The sequence below is a fragment of the Achromobacter sp. EG18 genome (assembly GCF_059759395.1).
Genome location: NZ_CM186213.1, coordinates 2,345,715 through 2,362,450 on the forward strand (window position 1 = coordinate 2,345,715; position 16,736 = coordinate 2,362,450).

Sequence of the window (16,736 nt, forward strand, 5' to 3'; positions counted from 1 at the left end):
GTCTCCTTATGCTTCGGCGGCGGCCGGCTGCGGCTCGCGCGCGGTCGGGCGGGCGGCGGCCGCGGCGCGCGCGCCGCCTTGGTGGGCGGCTTCCTGGGCCTGGCTTTCGCCATGCACTTCGGCCAGTCGCGTCACGAACTCGTCAACGAACACGCGCATGTCGGCGCTGACTTCCTTGTTGCGCGAGACCAGGCGGTTGTAGCCAAACAGCGCCGGGATGGCGACGAACAGGCCCATGGCGGTGGCCAGCAGCGCGGCGGCCATGCCCGGGGCGATGGCGTTGATGTTGACGTCGCCGGCCATGGCGGTGCCCAGGAACACCACCATGATCCCCAGCACCGTGCCCAGCAGGCCGATGTACGGGCCGCCGGCAATGGCGTTCGAGAGCGAGCCGAGCTTGGCGCCCAGCACCTGGTTTTCCTTGGTGCGCACGGCGTCCATCGAGGCGCGGATGGCTTCGATGGTGGCGGCCGAGATCGAACTGGTGTCGGCGCCCTGTTCGCGGCGGGTGCGGATTTCATTGACCGCCACGCGGTACAGGCGCCACAGCGAGGCGTGCTCCAGGCGCTTGGCCAGGGCGGCGTCGTCGGCCAGCAGCTCCAGGCGCTGGCCGACCTTGGCGAAGGACTCGCGGAAGGCCTCGTTGGCGCTGGCCACGCGCGCCACGTTGCGGCTCTTCTTGATCATGATGACCCACGACTGCACCATCATCAGCACCAGGATGGCGATGATGACCCAGGCGTCGACCGGCACAGCCTTGAGCAGGAACCCCAGGCCGCCGAAACCGAAGCCCGACTGTTCTTCGTCGTTGCCGTAGGCCACCAGGCGCGACTCGGCGCCCTGCGAGGTCGCGTCGGCCAGCAGCAGCGCGGCCGGACGGGCCACGCGCGACAGGCGCACTTCGTCGATGGCGCCGACGAACGGCGCGTACACGCGCGGCGCCGGGGCGGCGGCCGCTTCGGCCGGCGCGGCGCCGGCTTCACCATTGGCGGGCGCGGCCGGCGCGGCGGCCACGGCCGGGGCCGGCACGTCGCCGCCCAGGGCGGCGGGCGTATTCAGCGGCGGCAGGCTGGCGGCCAGCGAGGACGTGGCGCGGCCGTTCACGTACAGCGTGACGCGGCTGCCGTCGGCCGTCACGGCCAGGTGCTGCCAGGCGGCCGGCGTGAGCGACTGGCCGGGCTGGCTGCGCTGGCCGTTCACTTCGACGAAGGGCACGCCCTGGTTGATACCGATCAGCAGCGCGTTGCCGGCGTCGCGGCGCGCATACACCAGTTGCTCACCGGCCGGCTGGTCGGCGCGCACCCAGGCGCTGAAGCTGAAGGCGCCCGCGGCGGGCACGGCCAGCGAGGGGCTGGCGGGCAGCATCAGCGGCGCGCCGCCGGCGAATTGCGCGGCGCGGCCAATCACGCCGTCGACCGCGGCGGCCATGGGCGTCTGGGCATTGTTGCTGTTGCCGGTGGTGTCGCGCGGCGGGGCGCCGGCGGCATTGTCGAAGTGGTAGACCAGCGTGTAGTTCGGATCGAACGTCAGCTGGCCGTTGGCCGATGCCGGCGCCTTCTGGTTGCCGTAGTACATCCAGATGTCCTGGCGCTGGCCATCGGCCAGGTCCGGCAGGTCGACCCACACCAGCGCCATGCCCAGCAGCGGATCGAAGGCTTCCAGCTGGTGGTTCAGCACCGTCTGGTCGTCGCCGGCCACGAAACGGATGTCGGCGCCCTTCTCGTTGATGCCGTCGAAGGTGAAATTGCCGGTGTGCAGGCGCACCAGCAGCGGCGTGCGGCCAGCGGGCCCGCCCAAGGGCGCGCCCTGCGGCGTGCTGTCGACGGTGATCTGCTTGCGGTACTGCCAGTCGGGTTGCCACCAGGCGTTGGCGGCGGACGGTAGCACGCCGGCCAGCACGGTCAGTAGGAGCATCAATAAGCGTTGCATGGTCAGGACTCCGGGATAAATACGGTTTCGCGCGCGCTCAGAAGCTGGCGCGGACGCTGAAGTTCAATCGGGGATCGTGTTTCTTGGTGTTGGGGCCGTCCTTGAGCGGATAACCCCAGTCCAGCGAGCCGGACAGCCAGTCCAGCACCTGCAGGCGCGTGCCCAGACCGACGCTGGCCAGCGAGTAGCTCGAATCCTGCTCGGGCAGCGGATCGCGCAGGCGCAGCGTGGCGGCATCGGCAAAGGCGTAGAAGCGCCATTCGTTGACATTGCTGCCGAGCCAGCGCGCCAGCGACGGCGTGCGCCACTCGACCGAACCCAGGAAGCCGTCGTCGCCGGTGCGCTCGGCCGCCAGGTAGCCGCGCACGCTGGTGCTGCCGCCGGCGGAGAACTGCTCGTTCGACACCAGCGCGCCCGAAGCCAGCTGGAAGCCGGCGCGCAAGCCCAGCTGCCAGTCGCCGAACAGGTTCTGGGTATGGGTGCCGTCGCCGCGCAGCAGCGCGAAGCTGGGGCTGGCGCGGTAGCGCTTGTCGTCGAATTCCTTCCAGTCGCTGCCCAGGCCGAAGAACGAGCGGCTGGCGCCCACGAGCGACAGGCCGATGCTGCTCTGCGACGCTTCGGAATAGCGGTAGCCGTTGTACGAGAAAGTGAACGGCACGTACTTCAGCGGGATCAGGTCTTCGTTGCCGCCGAAGCGCGTGGTCTCGTCGAACTTCTTGTAGTCCAGGCCGACCGACAGCGAGTTGTACCAATCGCCCTGCGGCGCCAGGGTGTAGATGGCGCTCATGCCGAACGAATAGCCCTTGCCCAGCACGTTGGTGCCGCCGATGGTGGCAACGTTGCTGTCGCTCTTGTAGCCGGTGAACTGCAGGCTCCATTGCTTGTCCAGCGGCATCGAGTACGAGCCGGACCAGACCTTGGCGTTGTCGGTTTCCTGCGGCGCCGTGAAGAAGGTCAGGCTGACCGAATGGCCCAGCTGCCACAGGTTGTCATAGCCCAGCGACGCGGTGCTGCGCAGGCGCGAGGTGTCGGCGCTGTAGTCATTGTTCAGGCCCAGGCTGGCGTGCCACGGATTCTTGTCCTCGACCTTGAGGTCCACATCCATGGTGCCGGGGATGCGGCCTTCCTTGACCAGCGGCACCACCTGGCGACTGGCGCCCTTGTTCAGGTCTGTCAGCTCGGCCTGCGCCTGGTTGAAGTTGGGCACCTCGCCTTCCCGCAGTGCCGGCACCTCGTCGCGGATGGCCAGCGGCGAATAGTGCTTGGCCCCCACCACGCGCACGCGGCCGACCTTGGTTTCGGCCACCTGCAGGAACACGATGCCGTCGGCCACCTGCTGCTCGGGCAGATCGACGTACACGGATTGGTAGCCCCGTTCCTGGTAGACGGCCTGCAAGGCTTCGCGCGCGGCCTCGATGTCGGCCAGCGTGCGGTCGGGCCCCAGGTAGGGATAGACGGCCTTCTCGATGTCGCGGGCTTCCAGCACGGTATTGCCGCGCACGATGTATTCGTTGATGTTGACGCGGCGCGCCTCCTGCGCGGCCGGCGCCGGCTGCGCCCAGGCCACGTTCACGGCCAACGCCAGCGCCACCGCTCCCGGCGCGCCGCGCATCATGGCGCGCAGCGCGCCGCCCCTGCTCTCGAAATCATGCATAGCGATGCACTCAGTTCCTTGTGTGATAGCCGGTCTGGCACCGGCCGCTACCGTGCAGCGCGCTTGCGACAATCCTGTTACGGCTTTCTGCCCGCATACCCGCGTCTACAGCTTCTGCTTGTTACTAGACGTTCCCGGACGGCGCGGACTGCGCGTTGTAAGAAAAATTTCATGAAACAGCGCCGGCCCGCGGAAAAGGTGCGCAGAAAAGAATCAGGGCCCGGTTTTCACCGGGCCCTGCCACGCGTTTTGCGCCGTGCTTTCATGACGCGGGCATGACAACCGGCCGGATTTTTTCCGACCGGTTGCAACCCCGGCATCAACCGCCGTTGTCCACGCCCTGCACCTGCACCACGCCGTCGGGACGATAGGACGGCGCGGCCGCGCGCGGTTGCGGCGCCGCGCCGGCGCCGGCGCCGGTCAGCGGTTCGTTGCCGTTGCCCAGGACCTGCACGCTGATGATGGACGGCTGGTTCTGGCGCGCCTGCTGGCGGGCGCGCTGCACCGATTCCTGCGCCGCGCCGGACGCGGCCGAGGACGCCGCGCTGGCCGACGACAGCGCGCCGGTGTTGACCACCGCCGTCACCGGGATGCCCTTGCTGTCGCCCTGCACCTGGATGTTGGCGGCATTGACCACATGCAGCGCCGCCACGTTGACGTTGCCCGACACGCGGATGCCGGCCTCGCCCGCGTCGATGGTGCCCAGCGGCGCGATCAGGTCGACGTCGCCCGCCGGCACCTCGGCGATCGGCGCCAGCGTGGCGATGCCGGCGCCCGTGGACGGCGCCGTCGGCGCCAGGGTGACGTTGCCCAGGGCGTCATAGACGCGCTTGGGCGGCGTATACAGCACGGTGGTCTTGGCGCCGCGGCCGGCGTTGATGTCGCCCTCCGCCGACCAGGCCTGGATGTGGCCGCCGAAGGTGGTCATGATGCGGCTCTGTCCCAGCAGCACGCTGCCCAGCGCGTACAGCTGGATGTCGCCCTGCCCCTGCGTCACCACGCCCGCCGTCGCCGGCGGCGCCGCGCCTTCGATGCCCAGCACCTGCTGTCCGCCCGGGGTCAGCACCTGGATGTTGCCGCCGAACTGCGTGCGCAGGCCGGCGCCGCCATACATGGTGAAGTCGCCCTGGTACAAGCGCTGCGCGCCTTCGGCGTCGGTCTGCGGGAACAGCGCCGCGATGACGCGGCGGCCGCGCAGGTAGCTGCCGCTGCGCGGGCCGCCCTGCTCGTTGTACTCGCGGCCGCCCTTGCGCAGTTCGGCGAAGTACAGCTGGCGCGCGTAGATGCCCTGCTGCTCGGACGCCAGGGCATCCAGCGCCGCGCGCGCGCCGTCTTCGCCGCCGTCGTAGCCGTGGTGCGCGCGCAGCCAGTTGACCAGGTGCAGCTCGCTTTCCTGGCGATAGTCCTGCATCAGGTCGCGGCGCTTGCGCGACGGATCGGCCGCCACCTCGGCATCCAGCTGCGCCTGGCGCTGCGACAGTTCCGCCGGCGCGCCGGCCTCGTCGCCCTGGTAGCCATACACCTGCCGCAGCCAGCCGGCCAGCGACAGTTCACCGGCGTAGGATTGCACCACGCGGTCCGGATTGGCTCCCAGCGTCTGGCCGGCGGCCAGCGCCCGCGCCGGATCCAGGTAGCGCGCCAGCAGGCCGGCGTAGTCCGGCCCCTGCGGGCCGACGCCCGCCAGCACGGCAACGCTGGCGCCGGGGCGCGCGTCGCCGCGCACGATGGCGCCGACGCTGACGATGCTGGCCACGTCGTCCTGGCGAATGTTGCGGCCCGCCTGCACCAGCAGCGTGCCGGGGCCGGCCACCGTCAGGTCGGCCCGCACGATGTCGCGCCCGGCGCTCACCTGCGACAGGTCGTTGGCGTTGCTGTGCAGGCCCAGCGCGCTCATCCCGAGGATGTCGCGCCCCGCCCGCACCGAGACCGGCAATGCGGCCTCGTACCAGGTCAGCACGGTGCGCGGCCGCCCCTGCAAGGCATCCGTCATGATCCGCGTCTCGGCGCCGGCGCGCAGGCCGACGATATCGCCATCCACGGCATGGAAACGCGCCACTGCCGTTCCGCCTTGGCGCGGCGACGCATCCAATGGCGTATTGGGACCGAACGTGAACAACGGCTTGGGCGAGTTCTGCCAGACCTTGTTGCCCTCGACCGAGACATTGAAGATGGTCTGGTCGTTGTTCTCGCCCGCATTGATGGCCATGAAACCGGGGCGCCACGGCGTCGGCAGCGGCGTGTCCGCGCCGGAGATCGACACCGCGTGAGCACCCGCGGCGAAGATCGACCCCCCGGCCAGCATCGACAATTCACCGCTGGACGACGGCGCCAGCAACAGCACGTGGTTGACGCTTTCCGCCTCGCGCGTGGTGGCGGCCAGGATGATATTGCCGCCGGCCGCCGTCACGCCAAGCTTGGACGGGTAGAGGTAGCTCATCTGCCGCTGCGCGCCGAAGCGGGTCGTTTCATCGATCTGCAGGTCGGTGCCCGGCTTGAAGGTATTGTTGGTGGTCAGCGGCGTCAGGTTGCCGCCCGCCGAGAACAGGTCGATGGCCGTGGCCGGCGTCCACAACGTGAACCAGCTTTCGGCGCCGCCGCCCTTGGACAGGCTGCCCTGGGTGTAGGGGCTGGTGTTGATCTGGCGCACGCGGCCGGGGTCCGGCGCATCGGCCAGCACCAGGTCGCCGCGCGTATCCAGCGAGGCCACCGCATCGCCCAGCAGCAGGCGCGGCCCGCCCATGGGCTTGCCTCCGCCCACCGCGGACATATCGGGCGCGCGTAGCTGGGCGCCGTCGCCATAGAACAGCGAGATGCCGCCGACGCGGCCCGCCGTCAACGCCAGTTGCCCGCGCAGATTGACCAGCAGCCCGTTCAGATCGACATCCTCGAAGTTGCCGGCATAGCCGGTGCCGGTGCCAGCGCTGCCGTCGGTCTGCTGCATCGCGCGCAGATTGGGGTTGTACGCGCCACCGATGCGCAGATCCATGTCGCCGCCGCCCGTCAACACCAGGTCGCCGTCGACCACCCGGCCGGTGCCGGCCACCACGGCCACCAGGGCCTGCGAACGGCCGGATGCCAGATTGTTGTTGAGCAGCGCGTCGCCGCGCGCATCGCGCACGCCGGCATCGCGTCCGGCGCTGATGCTGAGATTGCCGCCACCCAGGGTGCCGAAGCCGGTGAAACCCACGACCCGCGGCTGCTGGCTGTTGGTCGAGGCATTGGCCGCGTACGTGCCGAAGTTGATCCACCAGCTCGACGCGATGTCGTTCACGCCCGGCATGCCCACGCTGCCCTGGCGCCACAGCCAGTTGCTGAGCGCGGCGCTGGGGTATTTGGTGTATTCGACATCCTGGGTGCCATAGCGCTGGGCGTTCATGGAATTCGCGCTCCATGCATCGCCGTAGATGTCGCGGCCCGCCGCCACGGTCAGGTTGCCGCCCTGGTCCGGGTACCAGGCGCGATAGGCGGCCAGCGCCGCGTCGTACTTGCCATCGTGCTGGATGGTGCCCAGCACGGCGTCATCGTCTGTGGTGCCGCGCGGCAGGTTGAAGCGCGCGTCCAGCGGCGCCCCCAGCGACGAGGGCGCGCCGGCCGTGTACACGCCGTAGACCGAGGCCATGCCGACGTCGCGCCCGGCCAGCAGCGACAGGTCGCCGGTGCCGGTGCGCAGCACGCTGAACAGCGGCGCGCGGTCCGCGTAGCGGTAGTCGCGCGTCACGGTGGTCTCCATGCGGCCGCCGCCTTCGCAATAACTGGCGTCGAAGCACACCTCGTTCTCATCGATGAACCACTCTTCCGCCAGTTTCCTGACGGAGTAGCCGACGTAGGCAGGGTCGCCGAAATACATGATCGCCCCGGCCAGCGTCAGCGTGCGCGAGGCCGTTTCGCAGTAGCCCGTGCCAGCGCAGAACTCATCCTCGGTCATGAAGAAGCTTTCGGCGATGGCCTTTGGCGAGGTCCCGAGCAACGACGGGTCCAAACCGAGGTCCGTGATGGCGAGCTGCGTCAGCACACGGTCGCCGATGAAGACGCTGGTGATGGTCTTGGTGCCAAAGCCCAGCCGGCCGTAGTGCGTATCGGCCAGGATGATGTCGCCCTGCCCGTCGGCGCGGCGCGCCGCCATGTCGGCCGCGGTCAGGTCCGCGCCCGCCACCGCCATCAGGCTCCAGGCGCTGGCGCCTTCGCCCAGCATCGGCGCCAGGGCCCAGTTGCGGCCCTGCCGGCCGTCCGGGCCGACCGGACGCAGGTTGATGGGCTGGTCGCCGGGCAGTTCGATGAAGGTCTGTGACGGAATCAGCGAGCCGCGCGCCAGGTCCAGGCGCGCGCTGGCCTTGAGCGCGGCCGGCAGTGGCACGCCCTTGGGCCAGGTGAAGGCCTGCAGCGCCGCCTCGTTGCGCAGCGTGAAGCCCACGCCCAGGCGGGCGCCCGCGCCCAGCGTCAGCGCCTCCTGGAGCACCGAGCCGGCGCGCAGCACGCGGCCGTCGGCCAGCGTCAGGTCGCCGGTCAGCACCAGGCCGGCGGGTAGCGCCAGCGGGCCGTTCAGCGTCGCCGCCATCGGCAGCACGGTGCCGGCCGGCAGCGTGGCGGCCTGCGCCGGCAGGTCGTAGTTCAGCGCGCGGCCGGCCGGGAAGATGGTGCCCGTTTCCAGCTGGACGCCATCGATGGGCACCACCAGGTCTTCCCCGAACGGCGTCTGGCCATTGTCCAGGAACCGCCCTTCGACCAGCTTCCAGCCACTGTCGTCGAGGGTCTCGGGCGGCGGCGCGAAGCCGTCGTTGATGCTGCCGTGGATGGCCAGGTCGCCGCCGGCGCGCAGCACCAGCTTGCCGGGCTCGCCGTAGCCGCGCAGCGCGGCCACCGTGCGATTGGCATTGGGGCCGTAGCGGTAGTTCGACAGGTCGATGTCGCCCGACACCGTCAGGTTGCCATCGGGCGTGGCGCTGACGATCTCGACGCCGGGACGCAGGTGGTACGGCCCCAGGGCCGCCAGGCGGGCGGCCAGCGCGCCGTTGCCGAGCGCGGCGTTCATGTAGGCCACGCTTTCGCCGTCGATGCCGTCCAGGTAGGCCTGCGTGATCAGCTGCGGCGTCTTGCCGCTGACGTCCGGCTTGGGCGCCAGCGGCGCGTCGTCGTAGCGGCGGAAGGCATTCACGGCCATGGTCTTGGCGCCCAGGATCTGCGGCGTGCCCGTGATGCCGATGGCCACGTCATTGGCGCCGTCGCCGGAACCGGCAATGGCGCCGCGCTCGCCGCCGCCGCCCAGGCGGCGGGCGTTCAGGTCGAGCGTGCCGAGTTGGCGGCCGCCCAGGCGGCTGGCGTCGTCGGTGCCGGCGCGCAGATCGAAGCGTGCGCCAGCGTCCAGCGCCAACGTGCCGTCGCGCGAGGTCAGTTCGATGATGGCGCGGTTGGCGGCGTCGATGACCTTGCCATAGCTGTCCAGGCGCAGGCGCGTGCCATGCGTGTCCAGCAGGCCGTTGATGCGCAGGTCGTCGCGCGCCGCCAGGCGGATGCTGCCGACCTGGCGGCCGCTGGCGTCGATGCGGCCATTGACCGTCAGGCTGCCGCCATCGACGCTGATCTCGACCACGCGCGCGCGCACCTCGTCGCCCACCACCAGGTCGCCCTGCTTGAGCTGGAAGCGACGGGCGCCGGTGACGCCGCCCTGGTTCAGCCGTTGGTTCAGGCCCGCGAAATCCGCCAGCGTCTGCGCGCGCAGGGTGATCTCGGCGCCGTCGTAGGGCACGCGCGTGCCGCCGGCATCGTGCTCGCCGCTGGCCCCGCCCAGAATGACGCCGTCCAGCGCCACGCGGCCGCCGGCCGCGCCCAGCGCCAAGGCCTGCATGCGGCCGCCGCGCTGGTTGCGCGCCGACAGGTCGATGACCGACCCGGCGGCCTGGACGATGTTGCCGGCCACGCTGTTCAGTTCGAGGTCGCCGCCCCAGCTGTAGCGGGTGGCATCAAACGCCGTGAAGGCGCGTCCCGCCAGGTCGATGCGCGCCCCCGCGCCCAACGTGATGTCGCCATCGGCCTTGACGGCCAGCTTGCCCGACGGCAGCGCCACGGTCGAATCCAGCGTGACGCGCTGCGCCTTCAGATCGAGCGTGGCGCCCAGCACGTCGCGGGCGGGCGCCACGGCGCCGGTGCCCGTCAGCGCCAGCGCGCCGCCGGCGCGCAACGCCAGCGTCGCGCCCGCCTCGCCCGTCAACAGCGGCGTGCGCAGCGTCAGATCGCCGCCCTGGTAGCGCCAGCCTTCTTCCGCCACATAGCCGTTCTGCTTGTGATAGACGTGCAGGCTGCCGGTCGACACGCCCGTGATCATCTGGGCCGCCTCCAGGTTGACCGCGGCAAAGCCCAGCGCCAGCCGGTTGGCCGGCACCAGCGAGGCCGGCACCGTGTAGGGCGAGTAGTCGAAGCGGATGACATCGGCGGCGATGGTCAGGCTGCCGTCGCCCAGGCGATCCAGCACCGCGCCGCCGGGCGCCGCGGGCTGGTCGTAGCCCAACGGCACGTTGCCGGCCACCGCGGCCCTGACCGAGCCGGCCCAGACGAATTCCGACGCACTGATGCGCGCCGTGTCGCCCGCCGCGCCATAGCCATACACCGCCGGCGCGCCCAGCACCAGCCGCCGCAAGGCCGAGGGGCCGGCCGCGGCGCGGGTGTCCAGCGTCACCGCGCCATACACGTTGATGGATTCGGCGGCATTGAAGATCAGGCTTTCCAGCGCGGGCGCGCCCAACGCCGTATTGCCGCGCAGCAGCCGCGCCAGGGCATCCTGGTCCAGCGCCAGTCCGGGCGGCAATTGTCCTGCCGCTGCGGCCTGGGCCAGCGCCTGCGGCGAGCCCAGATTCAGGCCGGACACGCTCAGCATCAGGTTGCGCGTGCCGTACTCGACATTGTCGCGCAGCGTGAAGGCGCCGTTGGTGGCGGCGCCGATGGTGCCTTCGGACACCAGGCGCGTGGTTCCCGAGCAGACACCCGCGCAGGCGCCGATGTCGATGGCCACACGGCCGTCCTGCGTCGGCGGTCGCAGGTTGACCAGCCCATTGGACAGGACCAGCGCGCCGTTGGACTGGACCGAATAGTAATAGCCGCCACGCGCGTCCTGCGGCGCCGGTCCCAGCCCGACGGTGGACAGGACGGCCCCCTGCTCGATGGTGATATTGCCGTTGTGGGGTGAGAACAGCACGATCTCCGGCGCGTACAGGCTGGCGCCGCCGCGCACCAGCACGCGCTGGGCGTCGCCGCCCAGGCTGATCGCGCCGAGCGCATCGGCCTGGGTGGAGGCGCCTATCACGCCGCCCAGCACCATGCGCGCCGGACGCAGGGCGTTGAGCGCGTCCGCGGAAACGGCCACACCAGGGCCGGCCAGGGCCGGCGCCTGCCCCGGACCCAGGATTTCCAGGCCGCCGCCGCGCACGTCCACGGCCAGGGTGCCGCCCGCGCCGGTGCTGCCCGGCGCCGCGGAGAAGCGCGCCACGCCGCCGAACGACAGGGCGGGCGTGCCTTCGCGGCCCGCGCCCGGCGTCAGCTTCAGGCGCAGCATGCCCGCGTCGGCCAACTGCATCGGCAACGGCGTGCCGGTGCGCGCCGCGTTCGCCACCAGGAAGGCGCTGTACGAGGTTTCGTTGTATTGCGCATGGCGGCGCACCACGTCGCCCGGCGTCACCAGCAGCTGACTGGCGGCCACCGCGCCCGGGTTGACGCCCGGCGCCGTCATCCGGCCCGTGGTCACCCAGGAGCCGCCGCGGGTCGGCGCGGCCTGCGCCGCGTCGAACACGCCCGGCGCGCCAGCCTCGACGCGGAACGCGCCCGGCAGCATGGCGAAATTGGCGGGCAACAGCGTGTAGGTGCCGGGCGGCAAACCCGGCACGCCGGCGCCGATGGTGACGCGCTGGCCGTACGCAGGCATGGCGGCGTCTTTCGTGGCCGGCGCATAGTCGCCGCCGAAGCCGGGCACGATGGCATAGACGGCATTGCCGGACTTGCTGAAACCGAAGCCGGGATTGGCGTCGGCCATGGCGTACTTGAGCACGTCCACGGAACCGCCGCGTCCGCGCACGAACGCGGCGCCGGTCAGTTCGCCGCCGCCTGACAGGTCCAGCAGCGAGCCGGCGTCGGCCACGATGGATTTCATGTTGATCTGGATCATGCGGGGCGGCGCGCCGTTCAGATCATTGCCCCCCACGCCCGTGGTGCGGATTTCCTGCCCGCCGTACAGGTACTTGATGCCGTCGGTTGTCCCTCCATAGGGCATTACCAGCCCCTGGCCGCTGATCGACGTTACGCTGCCGGCCAGGAAACGCACGCTGGACGGCGCGTCTTCAGGCCCCATGAAGAAAATCGAGCCAAGCGGCGCGCGCACCACGCCGCCCTGGACGATATTGGGCCCCGATAGCGTCACCGAACCGAAGGCGGAATACGGCATATCGGGCAATTCATCCGTGGCGCGCCGGATCGTCAGCACCGCATCCGGATTTCTCAGTACATTGCCGCCCCCCTGCCCGTAGTATTCGCCCGCGGCGATCCCGCCGCCGCCGCCGGTGGTGGGATAGATCTGGGCCGCGGTGATGGTCAGGCGGTTCGGCGCGCCAAGCAGCGTATTGCCATTGAAATCCTGGCCCACCGACACCCTCGCCAGGCGCAGGTCGCCGGCCAGGTTGATCTGGACATCATCGAAGCTGCGCAAGTCGCGCATGCCGCGCAGATCCATCATGCCGGCGTCCAGCACCAGGCGGTGCCCTCGCTTGAGCCAATCCGGCGCCACCATGCCGACCTGCACCACGCTGTCGGACCCCAACGGCGGCTCATAGGCCGCGTGATTCAGGAACACATAGGGCGCCGCCAGGTGCACCAGGCTGTCCGCGGGCGCGTTCTCGCTCAGCATCAACGGGCCCGACAGGCGCAGGCTCTGGGGCATGGCCAGCGACAGGCCGTTCTCGGCCCTTACCGACGCGAACAACGCCAGGTTGCCGAAACCGCCGGCCTGGACCTGATCCACGCCCAGGCCGCCGGCGCCGTAGCGCAGGTCCGCGGCAAGCTCGCCCGGACGCAGGTCGGAGGGCAGCAGCGGGGCGCCCCGCTGCTGCGACAGCGTCAGCACGCGCGGCGTCAGCACCGCGGCCTCGGCCAGGCTTCTCAGGTAGAAGGCGGGCGCCAGCGCCACGCCCAGGGTGCCACCCACCGCGCCCGCTCCCCCCGCGGCGGCGCGCAGGTCGCCGTCCAGGTACAGGCTGTTGGCCGACGCCAGCACGATGCTGCCGCCGTTGTAGGCCAGCAGCGTGGCGCCGCGGCCGGGCAGGTCCACCAGCGCCTGTGATCCGGATGCGTCCAGCAGCGAGCCGGGACGCAGGATCAGGTGCCGATCCATCGGCCGGCGCGGAGCGTAGGCATCGGCTTCCCAGTCCAGCATGCCGCCGATCTCGATCTTGCCGCCGGCGCGCGCCACGCCATAGCGGCGGCCGTCGGTGGCCAGCGCGACGTGGCTGTCGCCGGCCACGTCCAGCACCGCGCGCCCGCCGATCCACACCGAGCGGCCGTTGGCCTTGGGGGTGTAGTTCTGCTGCGAATTCACGCGCGTGTCCAGGATCGAGATCAGGCCCCCGGGCGCCACCAGCCGGCCCAGCACCGTGATCTGGTCGCCCCCGACCAGGCGGATCGACTGGCCCGGATCCACCGCCACCCGCGCGCCCTCGCCCACCTCGAGCACGCCGCCCAGGGCGGCGCGATCCGAGCGCAGCGTCAGGCTGGCGCCGCCACGCTGGCTCAGCCTGGCGCGCTTGGGATCTTCCGTGTAGAGCGGCGGCGTCCACAGCGCCAGGGCCTGGGCCGGGTCGGCGCCCGATACCGGCAGCGCGCCGGCTTCGCGCCGCATGCGCCATGCCGGCATGACGACGGCGATGTCGGCGCCCTCGGCGACCCGCAGGCCGCCATGGCCGTTGATGTCATAGCTGGCGAAGCCGGCCTGGAACAAGGACGGATCCAGCCGCACGGCATCGGCCGCCAGGCCGTCGGCCGGGCCGCCCAGCACGACGGTGCCGCCGCTGGCGAGGCTGAAGGCCCCGCCGCCGCTCACGCCGTAGCCGCGCACCGCGCCGGCCAGCGACACCTTGCCGCCCGACTCGGCCTGCGTGCTGACGGCGTTGGCTTCCAGCGTCACACTGCCGCCGCGTCCGCCCTGCACCGCGCCGCTGGTCAGCAGCGCCGCGCCCGACGACACATCGATGAGGCTGCCCGCCGCCAGCGCCACGTCGCCGGTGCCGCGCAGCGACACGCGGCCGCCATCGATGACGGCCAGGCCGCGTTGCGCGGCCGGGTCCTGCTTGAGGTTGCTCCACACGCCGCGCGTATCGAGCACGACCCCGCCCGCCACGCGCAGCGCGGCCTTGGCGCCGGCCGCCGGCGCCAGCGCGACGTCCTCGACGCGACCGGTCTGGCCGGGCTGGCGCAGCAGGTTGCCGGCCTGGATCAGGCCGCCGCGGCTGACCAGGTCGGCGTTGATGTCGACGGTGGGCGCGTACAGGGTGATCTCGCCGCCATCGGCGCTGCGCAAGGCGGCGTCGACGCTGATGTCGCGGCTGGCGGCGATGCGGATGGCGCCCAGGCCGAAGCCGTTCAGGCGGTCGGCGTCCAGGAACAGCTTGCCCGTCAGGTCGGCGGGCAGCGCATCGGCCAGGTCCAGGCCGGCGGAACGGCCCGCCAGGTCCTTGCCCACCGCCACCTCGGCGGCCGTGCCGGTGGCGCCCAGCTGGTAGCGCAGGAAATTGCCGGCGGTGTCGTAGTACGGCTTGTAGCTGCCCACCACGAACTGCGCCGCGCGCGCCGCGTTGCGGTGCGACTGGCTGTAGCCGTCCTGGCCGGCCACCGGCGCGCGCGTCTGGCGGTCGCCCTGGTAGGTGTCGCTGATCAGGTCGCCGTCCAGCACCGCGTTGCGGGTCGAGACCACCAGCGTGCCGGCGTCGCGGCCCACGGTGTAGCCCGACTCGTAGCGCGTCGGCGGCGCGATCAGCGGGTTGTAGAAGCGCCGCGTGGCGTTCTCGCCCCAGCGTCGCGACACGGCCTCGTAGCCCCGGTACAGGCCGCTGTAGAGCAGGTCGCCCGGCGCGCGGTCGGCCAGGTACAGGCGGCCGTCCTCGCCGCGCAGCCAGCTCTGGCGAATCTCGCCGCTCTGCACGTCGAGCGTGCCGCCCGACAGGTTGATGGCCGAGCCGGCCTGCGTGACCACCTCGGCGCCATCGAAGCGCACCACCCCGCCCTGCGCCAGCCAGTGGCTCACCGGCACGCCCAGCGTGCCCAGGTAGCCGCCCACTTCCAGCAACCCGCCGGCCGTGTACCAGCGGTCGGTGTCGTTGCCGCCGCTGCCCGCCGCCAGGCGCACCAGGTCGCGCCGGTCGAGCCACACCTCGCTGTTGTTCAGCAGCTTGCTGTCGCGGTTGACCGGAGCGTCGCGCTGTTCGTTGCCCTGCAGGTTGATCTTGAGGTTGTTGGACTCCATCGACACGCTCACGCCGACCGCGCCGCTCACGTCGATGCGGGCGCCGTCGCGCACCAGCGCGCGGCCATCGGCCTTGACCGCCACCTGGCCGCCGGTGGCCAGCGACAGCGAGCCGCCCTGGAAATCCACCGTGCCCTGGCTGCTGATGCGCAGCAGCGACAGGTCGCGGCGGAATTCGTCGCCGGGAACCAGCGCGGTATTGCCGCTCACGGCCGGTTGCAGCAGGCTGCCGCGCTGGCCGTCCAGCGCCGTCGCCAGGCCGGCGTCCACCAGGATGGCGCTGACGGCGCTCTCGGCCAGCGTCACGGCGGCGCCATTGCCGCGCGCGTCCAGATGGATGGTGCCGCGCGCGTCGACCGAAGTGGTCGACACCACCACGCCGGCCTGCTCAACGCGCTGGGCGGTAAGGGTGACGTCGCCTTGCGGCGCCTGGATCAGGCCGGTGTTGCGCGCCAGCCCGGCGCCGGCCACCTGCACCTCGTTGCCGCGGGTGGTGGACCCGATGTTGCTGTCCGATCCCTGGCCGCGGCGGATGATGAAATTGTCGCCGGCAGCCAGCAGCGCCTGGCCCTGCGGCGTGCTGATCTCGCCGGCATTGAGCACTTCCTTGCCCGCCAGCAGCACGTAGCCGCCGCCGCGCGTGGCGCTGCCGGGCGCGGCGGTGGCCAGGCGCGCGCCGGGCTGCACCTCGATCCTGCCGAGCGCGTCCTGGAAAGTGGCGATCTTCCCGTCGGCGTCGGCGTAGATGCCGCGCTCGCGGAACTGCGCGTCGCTCATGGTGGCGGCGGCCACCACCAGGTTGCGCGCGTTGACCTGGCTGGTGCCGCTGAAGATCACGCCGTTCTGGTTCACCACCAGCACCGTGCCGTCGGCCTGGATCGCGCCCTGGATCTGGCTGGGCCGCGCCGACGCGCCCACTACCCGGTTCAGCACCGCGTCGTCGGCCTTCTGCTGGAACCGCAGCGTGGTATTGCGGCCCACGTTGAACGTGTCCCAATTCAGGATGGCGCGCGACTGGGTCTGCTCGATGGTCACCAGCTGGCGCCCGCCCTCGGTGCCGGTGCGCGGCTTGTTGGCGCCTTCCCATTTGGCCTGCGCGCCCTCGGCGATCCACAGCCCGCCCTGCGCCAGTCCGTCCGGCACGGCGGCGCCGTTGGCCGCCGCGGCCGCGCGCGCCGCCGCCTGCGCCGCCTGCTGCGCGGCCACCGCAGCGGCGGTGCGATTCAGGTTGTCCAGCGAGCGCTGCAACTGCTGGCGCGACTGCGCCTGCTGGCGGGCGCTGTTGCCGATGCCGGCCAGGCTGCCGTCGGGCATGCGGCCGGTACGCTGCGCGGTCGACTGCACCGCGCCCTTGTCCGCGAACCAGGCCGGGCTGAAGGCGCGCGCCTGCGCCTGCGCCGCGCCGCTCCAGCCGCCCGCCACCAGCAGCACCGCCAACGCCTGCGTCACCGGCCTCAGGCGCCAGGCGGGACGGCGCGAACGCCGCGGGGAACTGCGGGAAACAAGAGCGTGATTACGGCTGGGCATGACGGCTTTTCCTTCCTGGAATCGGATCTGGCATCTGCAGCGCCGGGGCCGGTTCGCCGGGAAAAAACGGCGGCACGGACCGGGCGATTCTGCGCATGGGTGCCTAGACCGTCTGAAGCGTCATCGACTGCGCTT

The 16,736-nt window shown here is 71.4% G+C and carries 3 protein-coding genes; all 3 read right to left on the reverse strand.

Annotation, left to right across the window (positions count from 1 at the left end; genetic code table 11):
• Positions 1 to 6: 6 nt before the first annotated feature.
• The 3 genes from AC6CR5_RS10665 to AC6CR5_RS10675 all read right to left on the reverse strand — a co-directional run bounded on the left by AC6CR5_RS10665 (position 7) and on the right by AC6CR5_RS10675 (position 16,601).
• Positions 7 to 1,929 (reverse strand): DUF2341 domain-containing protein, encoded by a 1,923-nt coding sequence (locus AC6CR5_RS10665; RefSeq protein WP_498085607.1) that lies wholly within the window; start codon positions 1,927 to 1,929, stop codon positions 7 to 9.
• A 37-nt stretch (positions 1,930 to 1,966) separates the two neighbouring features.
• A complete protein-coding gene (locus AC6CR5_RS10670) occupies positions 1,967 to 3,583 on the reverse strand; it encodes a ShlB/FhaC/HecB family hemolysin secretion/activation protein (protein WP_006385391.1) in 1,617 nt (538 codons plus the stop codon).
• 319 nt (positions 3,584 to 3,902) lie between these two features.
• Positions 3,903 to 16,601 (reverse strand): putative filamentous hemagglutinin family protein, encoded by a 12,699-nt coding sequence (locus AC6CR5_RS10675; protein ID WP_498085608.1) that lies wholly within the window; start codon positions 16,599 to 16,601, stop codon positions 3,903 to 3,905.
• Between the last annotated feature and the right edge of the window lie 135 nt (positions 16,602 to 16,736).

What these genes read in the sequence shown, in the direction of transcription:
- AC6CR5_RS10665 (WP_498085607.1), bottom strand. Translation starts at nt 1,929, where the DNA reads ATGCAACGCTTATTGATGCTCCTACTGACCGTGCTGGCCGGCGTGCTA.
- AC6CR5_RS10670 (WP_006385391.1), bottom strand. Translation starts at nt 3,583, where the DNA reads ATGCATGATTTCGAGAGCAGGGGCGGCGCGCTGCGCGCCATGATGCGC.
- AC6CR5_RS10675 (WP_498085608.1), bottom strand. Translation starts at nt 16,601, where the DNA reads ATGCCCAGCCGTAATCACGCTCTTGTTTCCCGCAGTTCCCCGCGGCGT.